Origin of the sequence: Nostoc sp., assembly GCF_036917775.1 — a bacterium.
Lineage (GTDB): Bacteria > Cyanobacteriota > Cyanobacteriia > Cyanobacteriales > Nostocaceae > Nostoc.
On sequence record NZ_JBALEQ010000008.1, the window covers coordinates 44,503 to 67,729 of the forward strand.

Sequence of the window (23,227 nt, forward strand, 5' to 3'; positions counted from 1 at the left end):
AATGACTAACATTATTGCTTGGCTGGTTTTGGGTTTAATTGCAGGCGCGTTAGCTAAGTTATTTTATCCAGGAACCCAAGGTGGCGGTATTCTCTCCACGATTATATTAGGAATACTTGGAGCGGTAGTCGGTGGTTATTTGGGTCAAGTTTTACTAGGGAGTAGTTCCGCAGCCGCCGCATCTGTAGGCGCTTTATCTTTGGGAAGCATTTTATTTGCCGTTTTGGGTGCTATGCTACTTATTTTCCTATGGGGTTTACTGACTCGCCGAGCAGTATAATTACCTTCAATTAGCTAATAATCTTGGGAATCACCTCTAACTGCAATAAACCGATAAAATGACATTAGAAAAAGAGCGAAGAACTATAGTAGTTTTCGCTAAATGTTCCGACGCACAATTGGCACTTCAGGAACTAAAAGCTTCTAATTTTCCAATGCACAAAGTTTCTGTAATTGCACGAAATGCACAAGAACAAAGTGATATTGCTGGTGTTGAAGTTAAAGATAGCACTAGCAATACATCCTCAGAAGACACCGAGCGAGCTTTTACTGGTAGTGCTTTAGGTGATTTGAATGACTTATTAGCTGGTCTAGTCTTCTGGGTAGTTCCTGGTGTAGGCCAAGTCATGGTAGCCGGCGCACAAGCAATAGCGATCGCTAACAATTTAGCAAGTTGTTTACCGGATGTATTGGTAAGTTTAGGAATTCCTAAAGAGCAAGCAGAGGGTTACAGCGATCTAGTCTGTAAAGGTTATCATTTGGTGATGATAAGCGGCATAGATATAGAAATTCGTCTAGTTAAGAGGATTTTTAATCGCCGCGATCTTCAACATTGGGGTGTTTATGAGCCATACTCCACCCCAAATAGTCGTTATAAGCACGCTATTGGTGTTTTTTATACGCACCATAATGTAGAAAGAGCTATTACTGAACTGCGAACTGCTGGTTTTCCGATGAGTCAAGTATCAATAATTGCTAAAATTACCAGCAATATAAGTGATATTGTTGGCGTGAATATCAGCAGTTCTCAAGATATCTACTTCACTTTAGGAATTCCTAACGATCTGGCCAGACATTATGAACATCAGGTTGCAGGCGGACATTATCTAATAGTCATAAAAGGCACTGATATCTACATAGCAGGTGCAAAAGCGATTTTAGAGAGTAACAATATCCAAGATTTTAGTATACATAGCCAATCTGAACTTGATCTGGCTAGAAGTGATCGCTAGAGTATTACTAACTTCTAGTTAAACTCAATAACGAGAGATTTATAGGAAAAGTATATTTTTTATATAGATAAAATATTTTATGTAAGTATATATTGCCTTTTAAAACCCTAATTTACTAACATAATATTGCTTACAATAACTAAGGTTAATACCAATTTAATGTCAAGTTGCACATATCTTGATCCCCCTAAATCCCCCTTAATAAAGGGTACTTTAATAGATGTTTTTCCGGTTACCCCCTTATTAAGGAGAGCCAGCGCGGTCTTGGGGGTTTCCCCCATGAGCGACTGGCGTGGACTAGGGGGGATCGAATTCTATGCAGCCTCATAAAAAATTGGTGTAAGGTTGTTCTTTATCGTGGTGTACAATGGTAATGGTATTTTATCCATCTCCAAAAACTACTATATTTAACGTTTACAGAAAATGAACTTCATTTTATTTATAATATCTGCTTAGTTGCATTATTCAATATTTTTATCTATTCCTCAAATGTTTTAATTTCGGTAGAGAATACTAAAATGTTGTGGAATTATTTAATTTTTCCAAGGTTTTTTTGATAAAAAAGTGATGTCAAATTAAACCTAAGCGACAACAAAAGGTTAGGCTTAGAGTAAAATAATATCTGTAAAAAACTAGGCATATCCGAGATCAACAAGACATCATACATTTAGTTTGGATAGTTAGAAGATAATCGAAATAGTCTTAAACACACACATAGTTTAAATCCTTGCCTGAAAGAATGTTTAACCGTTTGAAGATTGGAGCCAAGATTGGAGTAAGTTTTGCCCTGAGTTTGGCAACTCTGGCTACCATCGGTCTAATCTCCTACCAAAGCACCAACGATCTAATTGAAACTTCGCGCAAAGAAACCCATACCTACCAGGTGCTAAGTCAGCTTGAAGACCTCAATTTGCAACTGACAAATGCTGAAACTGGGCAACGCGGTTACATTATTACAGGCGAAGAGCGCTATTTAGAACCTTATAACGCTGCAATTGAATTACTAAATCAAAAAGTCAAGGAACTTCAAAGGTTAACAGCAGATAACCCTAACCAACAAAATCGACTTGATACTTTGCAGCCACTGCTAACTCAGAGAATGGCTGTAATGAAAGATGTCATTGAGCTACGGGAAAGCCAGGGTTTAGAAGCTTCCCAGAAAGCTATCTTGACAGATCAGGGTAAGCAGCTGATGGATCAGATTCAGAAAGTTATCCAGGCGATGAAAACTGAGGAGAATGCACTGCTGAAACAGCGCTCTGAGAGAGCAAGAGCAGCAGCCCGGCAAACGATCGCTAGTATTATTTATAGTATTCCTTTATTTTCTTTAATCTTAGGTTTAATCGGATTTGCCTTAACCAGACATATCTCAGCACCTCTAAAGCAAGTTTCTGATTTAGCAGAAAAAATGGCGGATGGGGATTTATTGGTGAGTTTACCAGATAGCGATCGCTACGATGAAATTGGCGTGTTGACACGCACCTTCAATCAGATGATCGTTAATCTACGAAATACAACTCAAAAAAATGAAGAGCAAAACTGGTTAAAGTCTAACTTAGCTGAATTTACTCAGATGCTTCAAGGGCAGCGAAATCTGGAAACTGCGTCTAGCTTGATATTGTCGAATTTAGCGCCACTGATTGGGGCATCACAGGGCGTTTTTTATGCAATGGCCTCTATAGACGACCAACCAGTACTGAAGTTGTTGAGTAGTTATGCTTACAAAGAACGAAAAAACTTAGCAAATCAGTTTCGCTTGGGCGAAGGATTGGTGGGACAATGCGCCCTAGAAAAACAAAGAATCCTCCTCACAGAAGTTCCTAGTGACTATATCCGCATCAGTTCCGGCTTGGGAGAATCATCACCGCTAAATATTATTGTTTTGCCTATAGTGTTTGAGACGCAGGTGAGTGCCGTAATTGAACTTGCCTCTTTTAGGTCTTTCAGCCATCTGCATCTGACATTTTTAGAGCAATTGAGCGAAAATCTGGGCGTATTTTTAAATAACATCGCTTCACAATTGCAAACCCAGCAACTACTTGAAGAGTCTGTTGCTTTGACAGAAGAACTGCAAACCCAGCAAGAAGAACTACAACAGAGCAATCAACGTTTAGAAGAACAGGCGCACGAGTTGGAGGAATCACAATTTCTTGTCAAGCAGTCTAACGAAGAATTACAGCAATTAAATGAGGAGTTAGAAGAAAAGGCAGAACTCTTAGAAGTTCAAAATCGGGAAGTTGCTCGCAAGAACGAGGAAGTTGAGCGGGCGAGGAAGTCTTTGGAAGAAAAAGCTGAACAACTAGCGTTGTCTTCCAAATATAAGTCGGAATTTCTGGCAAATATGTCCCACGAATTACGGACACCCTTAAATAGCTTGTTAATTTTAGCCAGACTGTTAGCAGATAATTCTCTTAACAACTTGACCGATAAACAGGTAGAGTACAGCCGGACTATTTACTCGGCTGGCACTGATTTGCTGGAATTGATCAATGACATTCTAGATTTAGCCAAAATTGAGTCGGGTACTATGTCGCTCGATATTGAGCAAATTGCTTTTGTAGATTTGGAGACATCTCTAGAGCAGACTTTCCGGCAAGTAGCGCACAATAAAGAACTCAGTTTTACTATTGAACTGGATAGTAAGTTACCGCCGACAATTTATAACGATTCCAAACGTCTGCAACAAGTGCTAAAAAATCTCCTAGCTAACGCCTTTAAGTTTACTGAACAGGGAGGCGTGAAGTTAGAAATTAGTATATCTTCTGATGCAGCCGAAATTGATAATCCGATGATTGCTTTTGCAGTTAGCGATACGGGTATAGGCATTCCAGCCGAGAAGCAGAAAATTATTTTCGAGGCATTTCAGCAGGCAGATGGCACAACCAGCCGCAAGTATGGCGGCACTGGCTTGGGTTTGTCCATCAGCCGCGAATTGGCTCAACTGTTGGGAGGGAGAATTGAACTAGTCAGCAAATCAGGGCAGGGAAGCACCTTTACTCTCTACCTACCCAGACGACAGGAAAAGAATAGTCAAAATACTTTTACACCCCCTCAACCAATCACAATCCGCCCAGCATCGACTAGAAAAGAAGTGCCTTTGGTAGAAAACAGACCTACAAATGTGGATACCTCTCCAACTGCGAAAGTAGTTACCACCTTCCCCCACGAAATTCCAGATGACCGGGAAATAATTCAACCGGGCGATCGCATTTTGCTAATTATCGAGGATGATGATAAATTTGCCCGCATCTTACTAGATATGGCTCGTGAGCAGGGCTTTAAGGTTATAGTTGCCTTACAGAGCAAACAAGGTTTAGCACTCGCGCAACAGTTTAAGCCCGATGCGATTATGCTAGATATTTATATGCCAGAAATGGATGGTTGGACGGTGCTGGATCGTCTGAAGCATAAACCAGATACCAGGCATATACCAGTACATATACTTTCCGTAGATGAAAGACAGCAACGGGGATTACAGCTAGGAGCAATTACTTACCTACAAAAACCTGTTTCTCCAGAAGCGTTAACTCAGGTATTGACTGATATTAAAGGTTTTATTGAGCGTCAGGTAAGAAATCTCCTGATCGTAGAAGACGATCCCGTACAAGCCCAAAGTATTATCGAATTGATTGGTAATGGTGATGTCCAGAGTACAGCAGTGGGTACGGGAGCAGAAGCGCTGTTGATTTTGCGATCGCAGCACTTTGACTGTATGGTACTGGATCTTGGTCTGCCCGATATGAGCGGGTTTGCACTAATTGAGCAAATCAAGCAAGAACCCAGGCTGTTGAAACTGCCAATTATCGTTTATACCGGCAAAGAACTCAGCCGCCAAGAAGAAACCCAACTGCGGGGATTAGCAGAGACAATTATCATTAAAAATGTGCGATCGCCAGAGCGGTTATTAGACGAAACGGCCCTGTTTTTGCATCGGGTACAAGCAAATTTGCCGCAACCAAAGCGTCAAATGCTAGAGCAACTACATCAAAATGACCCAGTGCTAGCTAATCGGAAAATTTTGATTGTAGATGATGACCTGCGGAATATTTTTGCTCTCACCAGCTTCTTAGAAAGCTATCAAATGCAAGTGCTGTTTGCCGAAAATGGCAGAGATGGCATAGAGAGACTGCAAACTAATCCTGACATCAATATAGTATTGATGGATATCATGATGCCAGAAATGGATGGTTACGAAACCACCCGCGCCATCCGCCAGCAACAACAGTTTCGCTCATTACCAATAATTGCCTTAACTGCTAAAGCTATGCCAGGCGATCGCGAAAAGTGCATCGAAGCTGGAGCCTCTGACTACATTACCAAACCTGTAGATACTGAGCAACTACTTTCACTACTCCGCGTTTGGCTATATCGTTAAGGAAGTAAAGAGCCTCTTGTTCCCATGCAGAGCCAATCCCCGTTATAAAACTTAATTACGAATTACGAATTACGAATTACGAATTATTTTAACTTTTGCATAAATTCCTGATGTTCAGTGGCAGCTAAACCTGCTTGTAACACAGATAACACCGTTGTCATTTCTCCTGACAGCAAAGCAGGTATCGACAACCACAATCCTGGAAACACCTGACTACGAATAATTCCCTGCTCATCGATTGGTAGCGAAACATACTCGTCCGCTTGCAGTTTAAACCAATCCAACTGATTGTCTAATGTTCGCCAGACAATATACTCCTGTACTCCATTCCGCCGATAGGTGCGTTTTTTATCATGTAAGTCGATAGCTGCACTGCTTGCTGCCACTTCTATCACCAGTTCAGGTGCGCCTTGGATATAATCATCCTCACTTATCAAAGCGTGTCTGCCCGGAATGAATAGTACTGCATCAGGCTGTGGTTCATTATCTGGATCTAAACGCACTGTGGGTTCAATTCCCAGAACAAGGCCAGGCGTTGCCGTTTTATAGTTCCACAACCACCCGATCAGGTTTCCATGTGGTTCCCCATGACTTTTAATTCTGAGCGGGGATGCCATGATATACACAACTCCTTCAACCAGTTCAGCTTTTCTTAAATGCGGCATTGCCTGATAGCGACGCTCAAATTCGCAGCGAGATAAGCGATCGCCATTTTCCAGAGGTAAAACTGAAATTACTTTTTTAGGAGTTGCAACCATCCCTTTGTCCTCTTTACCCAAATTGTCCAAACTGAATCAAAGTATTTTAATTTGGCAGTGCTGCATCCATTTTACTATTGCACATCAAAAAGGTCTTGTGCAGCGATTAGGGTTTCGCCGACAAGGGACATTAGAGGTGGCGTAATAACTAAAACCAAAAGCCCACACTGCACCCAATCAAGGGGTCAGCGTGGGTAATTTATCCCTGTAAAACGAATGACAGTTAGCGGAACATACTGCTGACTGAAGTATCTTCATGAATTCGCCAGATAGTTTCTCCTAAGAGATTAGCTACTGACAACACCACTAGTTGAGAAAAACGATTGTTTTCTGGTATGGGGATCGTATTGGTGACAATAACTTCCTCAAACAAACCACTGGATAATCGCTCCATTGCTGGTGGGGAAAATACTGCATGAGTTGCACAGGCGTATACCTGACGCGCTCCTTCTTCACGCAGTAATCGCGCTCCTTCTGCGATCGTGCCGCCAGTGTCGATCATGTCATCCACCAACACTGCCGTTTTGCCTTTAACATCGCCGATGACATTTAACACTTCTGCAACATTATGTGCCTGACGACGTTTATCAATAATTGCCAGGGGAGCATCATTCAGTTTTTTGGCAAATGCTCTGGCTCGTGCTACACCCCCAACATCGGGGGAAACAACCACAAGATCGGGCAATTGCTTGCTTGCTAGATAATCCAGCAATACTGGAGAACCGTAAACATGGTCAAAGGGAATATCGAAATAGCCTTGAATTTGCGCCGAGTGTAAATCCATTGCTAAAACGCGGTTGGCACCTGCTTCGGTGATCAAGTTAGCAACCAGCTTGGCAGTGATAGACTCTCGTCCTGCCGTTTTGCGATCAGCACGAGCATAGCCATAGTAGGGAATTACAGCCGTCACCTGTCGCGCCGAAGCTCGACGACAGGCATCAATCATAATCAATAATTCCATCAAATGATCGTTTACGGGTTGACAGCATGGCTGAATTAAATAGACATCACAACCCCGAATTGATTCTTGGATTTGAACGTAAAGTTCTCCATCCGCAAATCTTTTGCGAATCATTGGCCCCAAGTCCATCCCTAGATAACGAGCGACTTCTTGAGACAGAGGTAAATTGGCAGAACCCGAAAACAGCCGCAAGCGATGATTATCATTCATTCCTGTTGAAGATGCTTGCACTTTGAAAGTTGCAGAACTAAGAACAGCAGATCCTCTATTTGAATTCATAGCAATATTATCATTAGAGATTTAATAGATTTAACTGAGAAATAGCCTAAAAAAAACATCTGTGAGTTTTATTAAAGCTTCCATACAAAATTTAAGCATTTCTCCATAAAATTATCATTCGCTAACTGTCTAATTTTCTTTGGAAGCAAACCATTGATAGCTTAACTGATATCAAGTCCGTCCAGTAAGATGTATAATTCAAATTTTTGAGTTTAGACAAACAACCTCAAGCTATCAAAGATTGGTGTACTAGATTGCTTCTTCTAAATACATCATTTATTACTGACAGTAAAGTATTTATAACTTTAAGTGGTATTGAAGTTTGTTCTTAGACAAGGAGCATTTGGAACTAAGTGTTTAAGTTGTATCCTATTATATTCTACGATACTAGCAATAAATAAGTAAACTGGCAGATTTAATTTTAAATTTTAATTCACCCAATAAAATTTCAGAATAGTTGTATTTAAACAAACTCTCATAGGTGTGGTTTTCGTGCAAGGCTGACAGCGCCAAGCTGCGCTAATTTTTGTTCTTCTTCCCCCGGCCATCTTCTGGGGATCTAACCCGAATTTCTCACGTATTGTGTGGTTCGGGTGGGGAGTGTGGGAGGTGTGGGAGGTGTGGGAGGCAATGCAGCGTTCATTGATGTGCAGTTATTCAATTCCTCCTCTTTCTCCCCACACTCCCCACACTCCCCACACCTCCCACACTCCTATCGTGGACAGTTCTTAAAGTTGCATAAGACACTTGAAACGTGACTTTGCGTATACTCCTAACTGGGGATATACCCATTAGGTAAGGTAGAATATCGCTGCATATAACTGTGTCGCCTCTCGGACTTAATCTTGGTGGGTGACTTCCTCCTCAGTTGCTCCTACACTTAATCAATCGCTCATGCAACCACCCATTACAGTTGGCACTGTCTTGCAAAACCGTTACCGCATAATTCAAATTCTCGGACAAGGAGGATTTGGTAGAACCTATCTGGCAGAAGATCAGAGGCGATTTAACGAACTGTGCGCGATCAAGGAATTGATTTCAACAGCAACGGAGGCTGCGGCTTGGGAAAAGGCAAAGGAGCTTTTTCACCGAGAGGCTGCCATTTTATATCAAATCGAACATCCACAAGTCCCCAAATTTCGGGAAAGATTTGAGCAAGACCAACGCTTATTTTTGGTGGAGGACTATGTTGCAGGTCAAACTTACCGAGCTATGCTGGCAGAACGTCAAGCTGTTGGTAAAACCTTCACAGAGGCTGAAGTATTGCAGCTGATACAGTTGTTGCTGCCTGTTTTAGAGCATATTCACAGTCGAGGGATCATTCACCGAGATATCTCGCCAGAAAACATTATTTTGCGAGATAGTGACGCTAAACCCGTGTTAATTGACTTTGGGGTGGTAAAGGAACTAGCAACACGTTTGCGATCGCCAGAGAGCGCTATGCCCGAAACCACTGTGGGAAAATTAGGCTACTCTCCGAGTGAACAAATGCAAACAGGGGGAGCTTACCCTAGCAGTGACTTGTATGCCTTAGCGGTAAGCGCGATTGTTTTGCTGACTGGTAAGGAACCAAGGGATCTATTTGATGAAAACCAATTAACTTGGAATTGGCAGCGATGGGTAAAGGTGAGTCCGCGATTTGCTATAGTGTTGAATCGAATGTTGAATCATATACCGAGCGATCGCTATCAGAGTGCTGCAAGTGTATCTCAAGCACTACAACCTTTAGAACAAGTCAGCCTTCCTCCCCTGAATGCTTCTAATTTGCAGACAATGGCTGTTAGCCGCCGTCCTGACTCAGCACCACCACCAGCTTCGCCGAAGAAACAACCCGATCCTGTGATTCCACCAAGTTCCACTAGTTCAATCTTGGATAATCCGTTAGCGATCGCGGCAATTGCCACTGGTGTAGTTTTTGTTGCCGGATTTGGTTCTTGGGCACTGGTAAGTTCAATCCGCAGTCAGCCGAAACCATCACCAACTGAAACGCTTCCACAAAATTTCCCTTCACCAGTTATTTCTGGTGGTACTACGTTCACAGCCACACCCACACCCACCACCCAGCAACCTATTTCTAGGCGGCTCAATCTGGGAGCAACTAACACAGCCACAGTTACAGATACTCTCAAAACAAATCAAATCATCCGGTATACTTTTTTTGGACAGAAAGGTGACAAGTTAACTGCGTTGATTGACCCAACAAGCAGCGTATTGCTTACAGTTTTAAGTCCCAATGAACAACCACTTGCTCAGAATACTCAGCCAATAACAGCTTATGAAGGCATATTGCTAGTTACTGGTAGATATACTATTGAGTTAACACTGGCTTCGGGAGTTGCCGAAAGCAATTACAACCTCAATGTTTCATTAGAAAAACCAGTCAAACCAATTCCCACCGAGACACCGATTCCCATTCCCACAGAGACACCGCTCCCAATTCCTACAGAAACACCCCTCCCAATTCCCACACAGACACCGATTCCCATTCCTACAGAAACACCCCTCCCAATTCCCCCAGAAACACCCTTCCCAATTCCCACAGAGATACCGATTCCAACTCCGACCACTGGTGAAACGCCAACCTTGCCGCCAGTTAATGAAACACAACCATTTTCTGGCCAAAGAAATTAATGTTAAACACACTACTGATTACTGGAACTGATACCGAAGCTGGCAAAACTGTTTTAACAACAGCCTTAGCAGCCTATTGGCAAAAATATTACCCGCAGCGTAGCTGGGGAATCATGAAACCGATTCAATCGGGGATTGGCGATCGCGAGTGGTATCAAAAACTATTTGCGCTAGAACAATCTTCAGAGGAAATTACACCGTTATACTTTGAAGCACCTTTAGCCCCTCCCATCGCCGCCGCCCGAGACAATCGCCAAGTTGATTTAGGAGTGGTTTGGCAAGCTTTATCTAAGTTGCGATCGCAACGTGATTTTGTACTTGTAGAAGCCTTGGGAGGGTTAGGTTCGCCGGTAACTGACGAGTTAACGGTAGCTGATTTAGCGGGAGAATGGCGTTTACCAACGGTATTGGTGGTACCAGTTCGATTGGGTGCGATCGCTCAAGCAGTGGCGAACGTCGCATTAGCTAGGCAATCGCGCGTTAATCTTAAAGGTATTATTCTGAACTGTATACAACCTCGAACAGATGCAGAAATAGCCGACTGGACACCACAGCAATTGATTCAATCACTTACCAACACGCCAGTTTTAGGCTGCTTACCCTATTTAGATAATCTGACTGATTTAGATAAACTTGCTCAAGTAGCATCAGATTTAGATTGGGAAACACTGACACTTTGAATTGGGAATTGGGCATTGAAGAAAAACTAGCGAAGTCTAATCACTTTTTACAACTGATGCAGTCACAGTTTTGACATAACTCGGTAATGGCTTTGTCAATAAGACGTGCAATGGTAAGAAAAGACGAAATTAACCTTTAGTGACACACAAGGCAGGATTTACCTGCCTTTTTTATTTGTTGGGACTAAAATAACACTTCATTAGCAGATTTCGTCTGTGCGAAATATAACTATAGGATTACTATTTGATTTTTGAACAAAATTAGGTATGTAGAGTGTGTTAGAACGGAGTTCGTAACGCACTATGATCATGGGTTTGATGCGTTACGCTGTCGCTAACACATCCTACGTATATTTTCAGAAATCAAACCGGATTCCTATAGTTAAAGATGTTTTTAGAATCACCAAATAATCTTTGTTGCCTAACGGTACGCTGCGCGAACAGACGATATTTTGTATTTTTTAGATGTCATCCAAGTGCCATGTCTTAGTCACAAAAGCGTCACTAACATAAGTTACTTTGTCGGTGTTTGATTAAAAGTAAATTATTTACGCCTGATATCATGATGCTTTCTTTTGTGGTGGCAAGTGCAGTCTGTGGCAATGGTAGTGAAGTGAATCTAGACTTTGCTAACCTTAGCTGGATTGACGTGATTATTTTAGGCATCGTTCAGGGAATTACAGAACTACTACCAATTAGCAGTACTGCTCATTTGCGGATAGTGCCAACTCTACTAAGACTGAAAGATCCGGGATCTGCTTTTTCAGCAGCAATGCAGTTAGCTAGCTTGACTGCTGTTTTAGTCTATTTTTGGCAAGACTTAAAAAAATTAACAGGAGAGACAGTTAGAGCAATTAGCGGACAAGATTATCAATCTAGTTCTTTGCAACTGATGTTGGGCTTATTGATCGGAACTTTGCCCATTGCCGTGGCTGGTGTACTACTCAAACCCATTTTGAACGCTTGCAACTCACCAATGCGAGGGTTAGTAGTTATTGGTGCGGCTTCAATTATTATGTCAGGATTGCTAGCGATCGCCGAAAAACGCGGAGGACGCGATCGCACTTTTGACAACCTCAACCTCTGGGATGGCATTTGGGTAGGAGTTGCTCAAGCTTTTGCCCTAATCCCTGGCGTTTCTCGCTCTGGTTCCACCCTCACTGCTGGTTTATTTTTGGGTATGGAACGGGAGACATCAGCCCGATTTTCTTTTTTGTTGGGCTTACCAGCCGTGATTTTGGCAGGTGCTGTAGAACTCCATACTCTTACGAAAGCAGGGTTGAGTACAGCTGGTTGGTTAACTTTGTTGGTAGGCTTAATCTCGGCTAGCATTTCCGCTTTTGCTGCAATTTGGGGACTCCTGCGCTACCTGGAAAAACACAGCACTTTGATTTTTGTTTTCTACCGTTTGGCGATGGGTTTATTTTTGATTGTTGCTGTGATGGCTGGTTGGTTACAGAATTGATTTTAACTGGTAAGCGTAGGCATAGCTCTTTGGAAAAAAACTTTTTGGCTTACTGGTTAAGAAGATTCTGATGATGATTCTTCGCCATTTCCTACGATAGACTAAGTTAGCTGTACTTAAACTAGCTTGTCTTCATAATGGTTTCTACATTTCCCAATCCCTCTTCTATTGATGTATCTCGCATCCGGCTGGCAATTCGCTCATTGCAACCGCAATTAGTAGAGTGGCGGCGGCGATTGCATCAACAACCAGAGTTGGGTTTTCAAGAAAAGCTGACGGCTGAGTTTGTATCACAAAAGTTGCAAGAGTGGGGAATTGAGCATCAAACTGGTATTGCTCACACTGGCATTGTTGCCACCATCAAGGGTAACAAACTAGGTGCAGAGAAAGTTTTAGCGATTCGGGCAGATATGGATGCTTTGCCAATCCAAGAACTTAACGAAGTGCCCTACAAATCTCAGCATGATGGAGTGATGCACGCTTGTGGACATGATGGACATACTGCGATCGCATTAGGTACAGCTTACTATCTCCAACAGCATCGCCAAGACTTCTCCGGTACTGTAAAAATTATCTTTCAGCCAGCAGAAGAATCACCAGGGGGCGCAAAGCCAATGATTGAAGCTGGAGTCTTGAAAAATCCTGATGTTGACGCGATTATTGGTTTGCACTTGTGGAATAATTTACCCTTGGGAACAGTGGGTGTCCGGGCTGGGGCGTTGATGGCGGCTGTGGAGTGCTTTAACTGCACAATTTTGGGCAAAGGTGGACACGGCGCACTACCTCATCAAACGGTGGATTCAGTTGTAGTTGCTGCCCAAATCGTGAATGCCTTGCAAACTATTGTCGCCCGGAATGTGAATCCCATTGATTCGGCTGTGGTAACGGTGGGCGAACTTCATGCTGGAACCAAGCGGAATGTGATTGCTGATACAGCAAGAATGAGTGCTACTGTCAGGTATTTTAATCCTAGTTTGAAAGGCTTTTTTAATAAGCGTGTCGAGCAGATTATTGCTGGAATTTGTCAAAGTCATGGTGCGAGTTATGACTTAGAATACTGGTCACTTTATCCACCAGTAATTAATGATATTAAAATGGCAGAATTGGTACGGACTGTAGCAGAAGAAGTGGTAGAAACACCGTTGGGTATTGTGCCAGAATGCCAAACTATGGCTGCTGAAGATATGTCATTTTTCTTGCAAGAGGTTCCTGGTTGCTATTTCTTTTTAGGTTCTGCGAATCCAGAGAAAGACTTGGCGTATCCCCATCATCATCCCCGGTTTGATTTTGACGAAACTGCGTTGGGAATGGGTGTGGAAATATTTGTTAGATGCGTGGAGAAGTTTTTTAGTTGAGTGGGTGTAAATTAGCTGTTTTTAATTTAATACAATTCAGATAAGCCCAAAACACTTGCAACACATCCTTGGATAAAAAACGCGATGAATCGCGTCTCTATAAATGGTCTATTTGTTGTATTCTTTTTTTCAAATTGGTATAACTATATAAAAAACCGGAGTTTTTATCTCCGGCTTTATTAATAGCTAATGTTGATTGTGACACGCTTTTTGTGAGTTCTCGTGGTTGGCGTTGCTGAATAAGCTCACGTATAAGCGCAGAGAAGAAAATTGAGGTCTTCTAACTACTGCCGAACTAACTATTAAAGTCGTAAAAGCAACTAATGCGACTTGAAAACCAACTATTGGAGTTGCAAAAGCAGCTAATGTGACTTGAAAACTAACTTTTGAAGTCGCAAAAGCTACTAATGTGACTTGAAAACCGACTATTGGAGTCGCAAAAGCTACTAATGCGACTTGAAAACTAACTTTTGGAGTCACAAAAGTTACTAATGCGGCTGCTGATCTAACTATTGCGTAGGCGTAGCTGGCCGCTATTACCTATTTTGTGGTTGAGTGAGGACGCGATCGCAAAAGTTGTGTTATAAACACGGGCAAAGTCTTACAAAATACGAAAATTTTTTACTGTAAAGCTTTTTCGGTAAATGCGTAATTTATACAGCAATGGCATCAAATGCTACTGTCTGCAATCGAGCTTTAGCGTTTAATCATCAGTAATCTTTAAAAAATTGCAAAAATAATGTTAAGTATACCTATTAACTTAAATTTACCTCGTATACCCCGTTTAATAACTTCTTTACCTGGGCCTCTTGCTCAAGCAATTGTACAACGCGATCGCGCCGTAACTTCTCCTTCTTATACCCGTGATTACCCGTTAGTTGTATCTCGCGGACAAGGGTGCATGATTGAAGATGTGGATGGCAATGTATTTCTGGATATGACCGCAGGTATTGCCGTTACCGCCACCGGACACGCCCACCCGGAAGTCGTCAAAGCAATTCAAGAACAGTCGGAACGTCTGCTGCACATGTCAGGGACAGATTTTTATTATGAACCGATGGTGGAACTGGCGGAACAACTAGCGATTCGCGCCCCTTTTCCTCAACCACAGAGTAACAGTGCATTCCCTGCAAAAGTATTTTTCACCAATTCCGGGGCAGAGTCAAACGAAGGAGCAATTAAATTAGCTAGATATTACACTAAGCGATCGCTAATTGTGGCATTTTTAGGTGCATTTCACGGACGCACTTATGGGGCAATGTCTCTCACTGGTTCTAAAGCAGTGCAGCGAGCGAATTTTGGGCCTTTAGTTCCTGGGGTGACACATATCCCTTATGGTACTCACGCCAGCTTAGATTACTTGGAACAACAGCTATTTGGGACAATTTTACCATCGCAAGAAGTAGCCGCGATCGTAGTTGAGCCGATTCAGGGAGAGGGTGGGTATATCGTACCAGAGGATGGTTTCTTAAAACGGATTCGGGATATTTGCGATCGCCACGGTATTCTGATGGTGGTGGATGAAGTGCAAGCAGGAATGGGGCGGACAGGTCGCTTATTTGCGATCGAGCATTGGGGTGTGATGCCTGATATTATTACCACTGCTAAAGGTATTGCTAGTGGTCTGCCATTAGGTGCGATACTTGCCAGACCAGAGTTAATGACTTGGCCTCCAGGTTCTCACGCTACCACATTTGGCGGTAATCCCGTAGCTTGTGCTGCTGGTATTGCTACACTGCGACTGCTGGAAAGTGGTTTGATGGCAAACGCTACCCAGATGGGAGAATTCTTACAAGCTAGTCTTACCGAGTTGCATCAAAGATTTCCCAGAGTATCGCCGCCACGAGGTAAAGGTTTGATGGTAGCCGTGGATTTATTGGATGAACAGGGTAATCTCGATCATAAATTGCGCGATCGCATTATTCAAGAAGCATTTTTACGCGGTTTATTATTGCTAGGTTGCGGTAAAGCGGCAATTCGTTTCTGTCCCCCTCTAGTTATCGACAGCGACCAAATTCAAATAGCCCTTCAGATTATCAGCGATATTCTAACTTCTTAAAAAACGACCAATGACCAATGACAAATGACAAATGACCAATGACAAATGACAAATAAAATAGCCTTAAATTTATGGAAATTACTTTGGCAAGAATACAGCGCCAGAGTAAATCATGCCCGTACCTACCAGCAAATGATAACTGCTGCGGGTGGGACTGTCGCCAACGACCACATCGCCTTTCGGTCTTTGCGTTTATTAGTAGATAGTCCGCAGGGTAAAATTAACTTAGGAATTGACTATCTCGCACAATTTGCAGAAGCTTTGGGTTACGTGGCGGCTGGAGAGTATAATTTTGCTCAAACTCATCTATATGCCCGTCATTATCGCCATCCACAGCAAGAGGAATTTAACTTACCCAAACTTTTTATCAGCGAGTTGATTGTTGATGAATTGCCTACTAATATTGCTCAACTCATCTCTAAAACAGTATCTGCAATCCCACACCAACTAACCTCACCCGTTACTCTTCTCAAAAAAGACGCGGAGATTGAAACTATTGCCAAACAACTTCAGCAAGTCTTTACCCGTCCTTGGCTACCTCCTAAGCGTTCTGTTGTCGAAGAGGTCAATCAGGTTACTCAGTATGGGGCTTGGGTGTTGCTGCACGGATATGGTGTCAACCATTTTACAGGCTACGTCAACGGACAGAATACCCCAGAATATCCAGACATTGATACTACCGCTAGTGCTTTGGCTAACTTGGGTGTACCAATGAAAGCAGAGATAGAGGGAAATATTGCCTGTGGTTTGCGACAAACTGCAACTCAAGCTGTAACAGAAATGGTGACAGTGCTAGATGATAACAGTAGTGCAGAAATTCAGATCCCTTGGACTTACGCTTATTATGAAATTGCCCAGCGCTATCTAGTCGAAATCGAGCCTGGAAAACAGATACTCTTTGATGCTTTTTTAGGAAGTAATGCCCAGCAATTGTTTGAAATGACTCGTCTATCTAAATAGCTTAGAAGAGGACTTTTCAAACAACCTCTAAACTCGACTTTATCCATTTTGATCGCTATTGCTAAAACCTTTATGGGACAGTAGTTTTACTTTTTTCACTTTATCGATAATCTATAAAGTGGAAAAAGTATTTGCCAAAAAGCTAAGAGGTTGTTTGAAAAGTGGTTGGCTGTGATTTTAGTCACTTATTGATCCCCCCTAACCCCCCTTAAAAAGGGGGGAACCGGAATCAAAGTCCCCCTTTTTAAGGGGGATTTAGGGGGATCTAGAATGTTTTGCTACCATGAAGAGGACTTTTCAAACAACCTCTAAGGTTTTGCCGGCTAAAGAAAACGGAATACACCCTACTGGCTTAATTACGAATTACGAATTACTTTACCGTGCATCGCCAATCAGCACAAATGCCGACCAATAAAAAGGATGGCGATGGTCTGCAATTAGCTTCAACTTAGCCTTTTGCAAAGCCTCCCCTTTAGTCATACCCTGCTTGATATTCTGATAAAATTCAACCATCAATAGCTGAGTTGCTTCATCATCAACCGCCCACAAACTAGCCATCACAGCTTTAGCACCAGCCCGTTCAAATATATAAGCAACTGCTGTAATTCCTGCGCCATTAAAGTTAGTGTCTACAGCAGTTTGACAAGCGCTGAGAGTAATCAATTGTGTGCCTTGTAAACCTAAAAGAGCAGCATCAGCAATGTCTAAGGATTTATCAGCAAATAGTAATGTATTATTTTTTAAATTGACTTTTTTGCAATCTTCAGTTTGAAAACAACCGTGAGTTGCTAAATGCAAAAAGGAAAAGCGCAATGCTTGGGATTTAAAGTTTTCCAAGCTAGCTTTTTTATTGATATAAACTTCACTGTCTGGCAGTATTTCTTTAATCTTTGTGACTTCTAACTCTGCACCTGGAAGATTTTGCGGGTCACTGGTTACTGGATTGCCAAATGCTAAAACAGCTTGTGGTTTGAGCGTTACGGCATTTTGCATACCTGGAGATTGTAAGGAATTATTAGAAATGCGAGTGAGATAATTGACAGGATATTTCTCGATTAGAAATTGCTTAGTTTTATTGTCGTAAAGAGTCTCAAAAGGTAAATGACGTAGTTTACCAGTAGCAATAATACTCAGTTGTTTAGGTGATAAAGCTTTAATCTCGCCTTCTATAGGGCGAATGAGAATATCATAAAGTTCGCCGCCGGTTTCAAAATAGCCAGAATCACTATCGTCTTGTACCTGTTGTAAGTAATCAGCAATAAGTTTATTAAATTTATCTGGTTCAATAGATTTTTTGATAACACTAAAATGACCTTTGGTGAAGATAAAAAATGCGACATTCTTAGGCATATCTCCCACATTAGTCAGCAAAAAAGGTTGAACTACAACTGTTCCTGCGGGGATGGAGGATGTAAGATTTTTAATATCTACGGGTGTAGTTTCAAATAATTCTGCCACTTCAGGAAAACGGCGGGATATCTTTTCGGCTTCTGAATAAACTTGTGCTTCTAATTGCCGAATTTGTTGGGGTAGGCTTTCGGAGCGATCGCTTTGCAGTTGTTGTCGCAGTGCTTCCAATTGCTGATTTTTTTTACTCCAGTTGTCAAGGCTCTGCTGTGCTTCTGGGTTGGCAACTTTGGCATTAATGAGGCGAGTATAATCAGCAAGCTCGGCTGTGGTGAATAGGTTAACCCATTCAAAGGCTTGAGCGTATTTCTTTTGATTAATGAGAACATCGACTAAAGCATCTGCACGTCCTCCGTTTTCCTGTAAAAACTTTTGACGATTTTCTCGTTGCAAACCCCGGCGCATTTCTAAACTTATTTGGAGAGATTGCTCTAAATTAGTAATGGCTTCAGTTGGTTGATTTGTACTTTGGAAGATTACACCAATATTGCCCAAGGTGACAGCTTCACCAGTGCGATTGCCCACAGCCCGAAATATGGGAAGAGCTTGGTTGTAAAATTTGAGTGCTTTTTGCTTTTCTCCTAAAGCGGAGTAAACTTGACCGATATTATTGAGTGTAGTGGCTTCACCTGCACGATCGCCCACAGCACGCCATAGTGGAAGAGCTTGGTTGTAAAATTCAAGTGCTTTTTGCTTTTCTCCTAAAGCGGAGTAGATTCCACCGATATTATTGCGTGTAGTAGCTTCACCTGCGCGATCGCCCACAGCACGCCTAAGGGGAAGAGTTTGGTTGTAAAATTCGAGTGCTTTTTGCTTTTCTCCTAAAGCGTCGTAGACTCGACCGATATTATTAAGTGTAGTAGCTTCACCTGCGCGATTGCCCACAGCCCGCAATATGGGAAGAGCTTGGTTGTAAAATTCGAGTGCTTTTTGCTTTTCTCCTAAAGCGTCGTAGACTTGACCGATATTATTGAGTGTAGTAGCTTCACCAGTATGATCGCCCACAGCCCGCAATATGGGAAGAGCTTGGTTGAGGTAATCGAGTGCTTTTTGCTTTTCTCCTAAACTGTCGTGGACTGCACCAATGTTATTGAGTGTAGTGGCTTCACCTGCGCGATCGCCCACAGCACGTCTCAGGGGCAGAGCTTGGTTGTAAAATTCAAGTGCTTTTTGCTTTTCTCCTAAATCGTCGTAGACTTTACCAATGTTATTGAGGGTAGTTGCTTCACCAGAGCGATCACCCACGGCATGCCATAGGGGAAGAGCTTGGTTGTAAAATGATAATGCTTTTTGCTTTTCTCCTAAAGCGTCGTAGTTAAAGCCAAGTCCAAGCAGTACAGTTCCTTCAAGTTTTTGATTTTTGAGTTCTCGCGCAATGGTTAAAGCTTGCTGAAATATTTGTATTGCCTTTTGATGTTCCTGTTGCTGTGTCAGTTTTATCCCTTGTTCTAGCAGTTTTTCTGCTTCTTGCGATCGCGAGTTTTGAGTTTGTCCCCAAGTGGGTTGAGCCATCAACATTACTGTTACAGGCGTTAGATAAATGCCCACAGCAAAAAGACTGGTGAAAATTTTTTTCATAAAATATTACAGATATAATCAGTTTTCATTGAGCATCAGCCGAAGCCGTAGTTAGGAATATTGAAGCTGTTATAAGAAATACTTAAGCTGTTGTTAAAACAACTGAAGCGTTTGTTACTAACGCTCCAACTGCTATAAGAAATACTTAAGCTGTTGTTAGAACAACTGAAGCGTTTGTTATTAATGCTTCAGTAGCTATAAGAAATGCTTAAGCTGTTGTTAAGACAACTGAAGCGTTTGTTATCAATGCTGAAGCCGTTGTTACTAATGCTGAAGCTGTTGTTACTAACGTTGAAGCAAATCCTGAAAAACGGCTTGCTGAAATAATTCACGATTAATAAGGTTTTGCCAGAATGGTGATCGTTCTTTGTTGCGAATTGAACTGGATTTCATCTACCACATATTGCCGATTTCTCGCTACTGACTGAATACCCCGCAACTGTGCAGTGGAAACTACAGGTGGTTTGAGCTTCACCACAGCTTGACCCTGAGTAGAATTTTTGACGGTAAAAGTATTTAGGGGTATACCACTCCAAGTTACTAGTTTACCTGTGGGGCGATCGCGCTCACCCCGAATAATTTGCCGCCCATTGCTTCTGTAAGCTAACGCCCCATTCTTAAAGACTACTTTTTTAATTTGGCTCAGAGGAATCGTGGTAGTTTTGTCATTACGCCGAATTGATAGTGCTTGTCCTTGTGCATCAATTCCTATGACTCGACCACTGCTTGACTCACCCCCTTTGAGCATTACTTCTGCTAACTCTGGTAATGCCACTCCAAGTTCTAATTCATCTGCATTAACTGGTGTCTGTGCCAACAAAAAATTTTCTCTCTTGACATCTTGGCCAATTACAGTTTTGATGTTTCCTGCGATCGCTGCTGCCATTACTAAGATTGCCACAACCCATCCCTGGAAAAAAGCTTTCATGGCTTTAACAGTACATTTGACTATATTTACTTTCTCATTAAACTTCAAAGGAATATATATAATTTTCGTAAAATCACAACAAGACAAGATCCCGGACTTCTTTAAGAAGTCCGGGATATGAGAGGATGTTTTAAAAGTGGTCAGATGTAATTTTAGGCACTTCTAGATCCCCCCTAACCCCCCTTAAAAAGGTGGGAACCGGAATCAAAGTCCCCCTTTTTAAGGGGGATTTAGGGGGATCTAAAACGTTTTGCTACCGACCAGAGGACTTTTAAAACATCCTCTGAACTTGAAGTTATGAGATTGTTTCCTTCATCTCCCCTATGACCCAAACCCCCAACCCGGAAACCAATATTTTAGGTAAATTTACAAGTGTACTTGGCTTGCTGGGTGCGGCGCTTTTCTTTGCAGGGTGGATTTACCGTTGGTCATATTTCTACTTTTTTCAACTAGAACTCAATACCCTCGACTTACCTGCACAGTCTTTTTTGATAGTTCCCCTGCAAATATTTCTCGGAGATGGCTGGACAATCTGCAAAACAGCGATCGCTTTTTTTGTAGCTGCGATCGCAATTCAGGCTACATTATGGTTAATTAAAATCATCAGTGATACTGTAGTCTCTGCAAGCCAATTACTACTGAATCGCATCATCTCTGCAACTCAACACAAACGCTCATGGACAGCTAAACAGCTTAAATCTTTAGCTGAATTTGGTTTTGGACAACTACGCTCAGTTGAATTTCTGCGATCGCTAGTCAATGAGATAGTAATAGTATCCTGGGTATTAATAGTGATATTTTGGTTAGCTCGTTGGCAAGGCATTGCAGATGCACGACGAGACGCTGGTCAAAACTCTACTTTACCAGTTGTAGCGTTAATTACACCAGAAGAAAAGTTTGCAGTGGGACGCAAACTTGATGATATATTTACCGACCCTTCATTGAAAGGCTACCGTATTATTGGCGATCGCGGTTTATTTGATGACTTGCGAGGCAGGGAAGATAATGATATCAGCAATCCAAAAGAACCGAGAGTCTGGCGTTTACTCCTAGAACGTGGCGGCTGGATTTATTTGTTTCGAGCATTGCCCCCAAATGCAAAGCCTGATGAGCTACCGTCAGTTTTAGCTATTCAAGAAAGTGATAAGGGACATATCATTATTCGCAGTCCAGAAGTTTCTAAAAATTGAGGACAAATTAAGCTAAAATCTCGTGTTTTAGCTTAAGTTTACACAACTGAAAGATATATAGGAATCCGGTTTGATTTCTGAAAATATACGTAGGATGTGTTAGCGACAGCGTAACGCATCAAACCCGTGATCCTAGTGCGTTACGAACTCCGTTCTAACACACTCTACAATACCTAATTTCGTTCAAAAATCAAATAGTAATCCTATACTTCCCTACTGTTAATTTTATTTTGAGAAAGAGCTTTGAATCTAACAGCTAAAAAGTCACCACACTCCGAATTGATTCACCTTTGTGCATCAATTCAAAAGCATCATTAATTTGTTCAATGGGCATCACATGGGTAATTAAATCATCAATATTTATTTTGCCTTGCATATACCAATCAACAATTTTCGGCACATCTGTACGTCCTCTCGCACCTCCGAACGCTGAACCTTTCCAAACGCGCCCAGTTACTAATTGAAAAGGACGAGTACTGATTTCCTGTCCAGCACCAGCAACCCCAATAATCACACTGACACCCCAACCTTTATGGCAGCATTCTAATGCTTGACGCATAATTTTGACATTACCGATACATTCAAAACTGTAATCAGCACCGCCTTTTGTTAAGTCAACCAGATAAGGAACTAAATCACCCTCTACTTCCTGGGGATTGACAAAGTGCGTCATCCCAAACTTTTCTGCCAAAGCGCGTTTGCTGGGATTAATATCCACTCCGACAATCATATTTGCCCCTACCATCCGCGCTCCCTGGATGACATTTAAACCAATACCACCCAAGCCGAAAACCACTACATTTGCTCCTGGTTCCACTTTGGCAGTATTGATAACTGCGCCAATACCAGTAGTAACACCACAGCCAATGTAACAAACCTTTTCAAATGGGGCATCTTCTCGAATTTTTGCCAGGGCGATTTCTGGCAACACTGTATAGTTGGCAAAAGTGGATGTACCCATGTAATGATGAATCATTTGCCCGTCGATACTAAAGCGACTAGTACCATCGGGCATGACACCGCGTCCTTGAGTTAAGCGAATGGCTTGACAAAGATTAGTTTTGAAGCTCAGACAATATTCGCACTGGCGGCATTCGGGAGTATATAGGGGAATCACATGATCCCCTGGTTTGAGACTGGTGACACCAGCGCCTACTTCCACCACCACACCAGCGCCTTCATGCCCCAAAATCGCCGGAAATAAACCTTCGGGATCGTCACCAGATAGGGTAAAAGCGTCGGTATGGCAAATCCCACTGGCTTTTATCTCAACTAATACTTCGCCAGCTTGTGGCCCCGATAGTTGAACGGTTTCAATCGTTAACGGCTTACCTGCGCTGTAAGCCACTGCTGCTTTAACTTGCAACCT

The 23,227-nt window shown here is 42.2% G+C and carries 16 protein-coding genes; 10 read left to right on the forward strand and 6 right to left on the reverse strand.

The annotated features are described in order from the left end of the window. Position 1: 1 nt before the first annotated feature. From V7K69_RS00815 to V7K69_RS00825, 3 genes are all read left to right on the forward strand, one after another. Positions 2 to 280 (forward strand): GlsB/YeaQ/YmgE family stress response membrane protein, encoded by a 279-nt coding sequence (locus V7K69_RS00815; RefSeq protein ID WP_114083839.1) that lies wholly within the window; start codon positions 2 to 4, stop codon positions 278 to 280. A 58-nt stretch (positions 281 to 338) separates the two neighbouring features. Next, positions 339 to 1,232, forward strand: a complete 894-nt coding sequence (locus V7K69_RS00820) for a hypothetical protein (protein WP_335030643.1) — start codon at positions 339 to 341, stop codon at positions 1,230 to 1,232. A gap of 739 nt (positions 1,233 to 1,971) precedes the next feature. Beyond that, positions 1,972 to 5,607, forward strand: a complete 3,636-nt coding sequence (locus V7K69_RS00825) for a response regulator (RefSeq protein WP_335030644.1) — start codon at positions 1,972 to 1,974, stop codon at positions 5,605 to 5,607. Positions 5,608 to 5,690: 83 nt separating this feature from the next. Here V7K69_RS00825 and V7K69_RS00830 read toward each other — a convergent pair whose 3' ends face one another. Both V7K69_RS00830 and V7K69_RS00835 read right to left on the reverse strand, forming a co-directional pair. Beyond that, on the reverse strand, positions 5,691 to 6,365 hold the full coding sequence (locus tag V7K69_RS00830) for a Uma2 family endonuclease (RefSeq protein ID WP_335030645.1): 675 nt from the start codon (positions 6,363 to 6,365) through the stop codon (positions 5,691 to 5,693). 223 nt (positions 6,366 to 6,588) lie between these two features. Beyond that, positions 6,589 to 7,605, reverse strand: a complete 1,017-nt coding sequence (locus tag V7K69_RS00835; protein WP_335030646.1) for a ribose-phosphate pyrophosphokinase — start codon at positions 7,603 to 7,605, stop codon at positions 6,589 to 6,591. Positions 7,606 to 8,499: 894 nt separating this feature from the next. Here V7K69_RS00835 and V7K69_RS00840 point away from each other — a divergent pair. The 4 genes from V7K69_RS00840 to V7K69_RS00855 all read left to right on the forward strand — a co-directional run bounded on the left by V7K69_RS00840 (position 8,500) and on the right by V7K69_RS00855 (position 13,736). After that, positions 8,500 to 10,236 (forward strand): protein kinase domain-containing protein, encoded by a 1,737-nt coding sequence (locus V7K69_RS00840; RefSeq protein ID WP_335030647.1) that lies wholly within the window; start codon positions 8,500 to 8,502, stop codon positions 10,234 to 10,236. Further along, positions 10,236 to 10,916: a dethiobiotin synthase gene (gene bioD, locus V7K69_RS00845; RefSeq protein WP_335030648.1), complete on the forward strand. Its 681-nt coding sequence runs from the start codon at positions 10,236 to 10,238 to the stop codon at positions 10,914 to 10,916. The genes V7K69_RS00840 and bioD overlap by 1 nt, the downstream gene beginning before the upstream one ends. A 562-nt stretch (positions 10,917 to 11,478) precedes the next feature. After that, complete coding sequence (locus V7K69_RS00850; RefSeq protein WP_335030649.1) at positions 11,479 to 12,381, forward strand: undecaprenyl-diphosphate phosphatase; 903 nt, start codon at positions 11,479 to 11,481, stop codon at positions 12,379 to 12,381. 137 nt (positions 12,382 to 12,518) lie between these two features. Next, the gene (locus V7K69_RS00855) at positions 12,519 to 13,736 is read left to right on the forward strand and encodes a M20 family metallopeptidase (RefSeq protein ID WP_335030650.1); all 1,218 of its coding nucleotides are present in this window, start codon (positions 12,519 to 12,521) and stop codon (positions 13,734 to 13,736) included. A gap of 186 nt (positions 13,737 to 13,922) precedes the next feature. On the opposite strand, the gene V7K69_RS00860 is transcribed toward V7K69_RS00855, so the two are convergent. Next, positions 13,923 to 14,216 carry a hypothetical protein gene (locus V7K69_RS00860; RefSeq protein ID WP_335030651.1) on the reverse strand — a complete coding sequence of 98 codons (294 nt, stop codon included), beginning with the start codon at positions 14,214 to 14,216 and terminating at the stop codon, positions 13,923 to 13,925. Between the two features lie 259 nt (positions 14,217 to 14,475). Here V7K69_RS00860 and V7K69_RS00865 point away from each other — a divergent pair, with 259 nt between their 5' ends. Both V7K69_RS00865 and V7K69_RS00870 read left to right on the forward strand, forming a co-directional pair. Next, positions 14,476 to 15,795, forward strand: coding sequence for an acetyl ornithine aminotransferase family protein (locus V7K69_RS00865; RefSeq protein ID WP_335030652.1), 1,320 nt, complete (start codon positions 14,476 to 14,478; stop codon positions 15,793 to 15,795). A gap of 45 nt (positions 15,796 to 15,840) precedes the next feature. Continuing rightward, positions 15,841 to 16,755 carry a DUF1338 domain-containing protein gene (locus tag V7K69_RS00870; protein WP_335030653.1) on the forward strand — a complete coding sequence of 305 codons (915 nt, stop codon included), beginning with the start codon at positions 15,841 to 15,843 and terminating at the stop codon, positions 16,753 to 16,755. Between the two features lie 375 nt (positions 16,756 to 17,130). Here the strand turns inward: V7K69_RS00870 and V7K69_RS00875 are convergent, their stop codons facing one another. Both V7K69_RS00875 and V7K69_RS00880 read right to left on the reverse strand, forming a co-directional pair. After that, entirely contained in the window at positions 17,131 to 19,740 is a 2,610-nt protein-coding gene (locus V7K69_RS00875; protein ID WP_335030654.1) for a CHAT domain-containing protein, read from the reverse strand. A gap of 334 nt (positions 19,741 to 20,074) precedes the next feature. After that, positions 20,075 to 20,641, reverse strand: a complete 567-nt coding sequence (locus V7K69_RS00880; RefSeq protein ID WP_335030655.1) for a hypothetical protein — start codon at positions 20,639 to 20,641, stop codon at positions 20,075 to 20,077. A 350-nt stretch (positions 20,642 to 20,991) separates the two neighbouring features. Here V7K69_RS00880 and V7K69_RS00885 point away from each other — a divergent pair, with 350 nt between their 5' ends. Then, a complete protein-coding gene (locus tag V7K69_RS00885) occupies positions 20,992 to 21,858 on the forward strand; it encodes a hypothetical protein (RefSeq protein ID WP_335030656.1) in 867 nt (288 codons plus the stop codon). A gap of 256 nt (positions 21,859 to 22,114) precedes the next feature. On the opposite strand, the gene V7K69_RS00890 is transcribed toward V7K69_RS00885, so the two are convergent. Continuing rightward, the gene (locus tag V7K69_RS00890; RefSeq protein ID WP_185580321.1) at positions 22,115 to 23,224 is read right to left on the reverse strand and encodes an S-(hydroxymethyl)glutathione dehydrogenase/class III alcohol dehydrogenase; all 1,110 of its coding nucleotides are present in this window, start codon (positions 23,222 to 23,224) and stop codon (positions 22,115 to 22,117) included. Positions 23,225 to 23,227 lie beyond the last annotated feature (3 nt).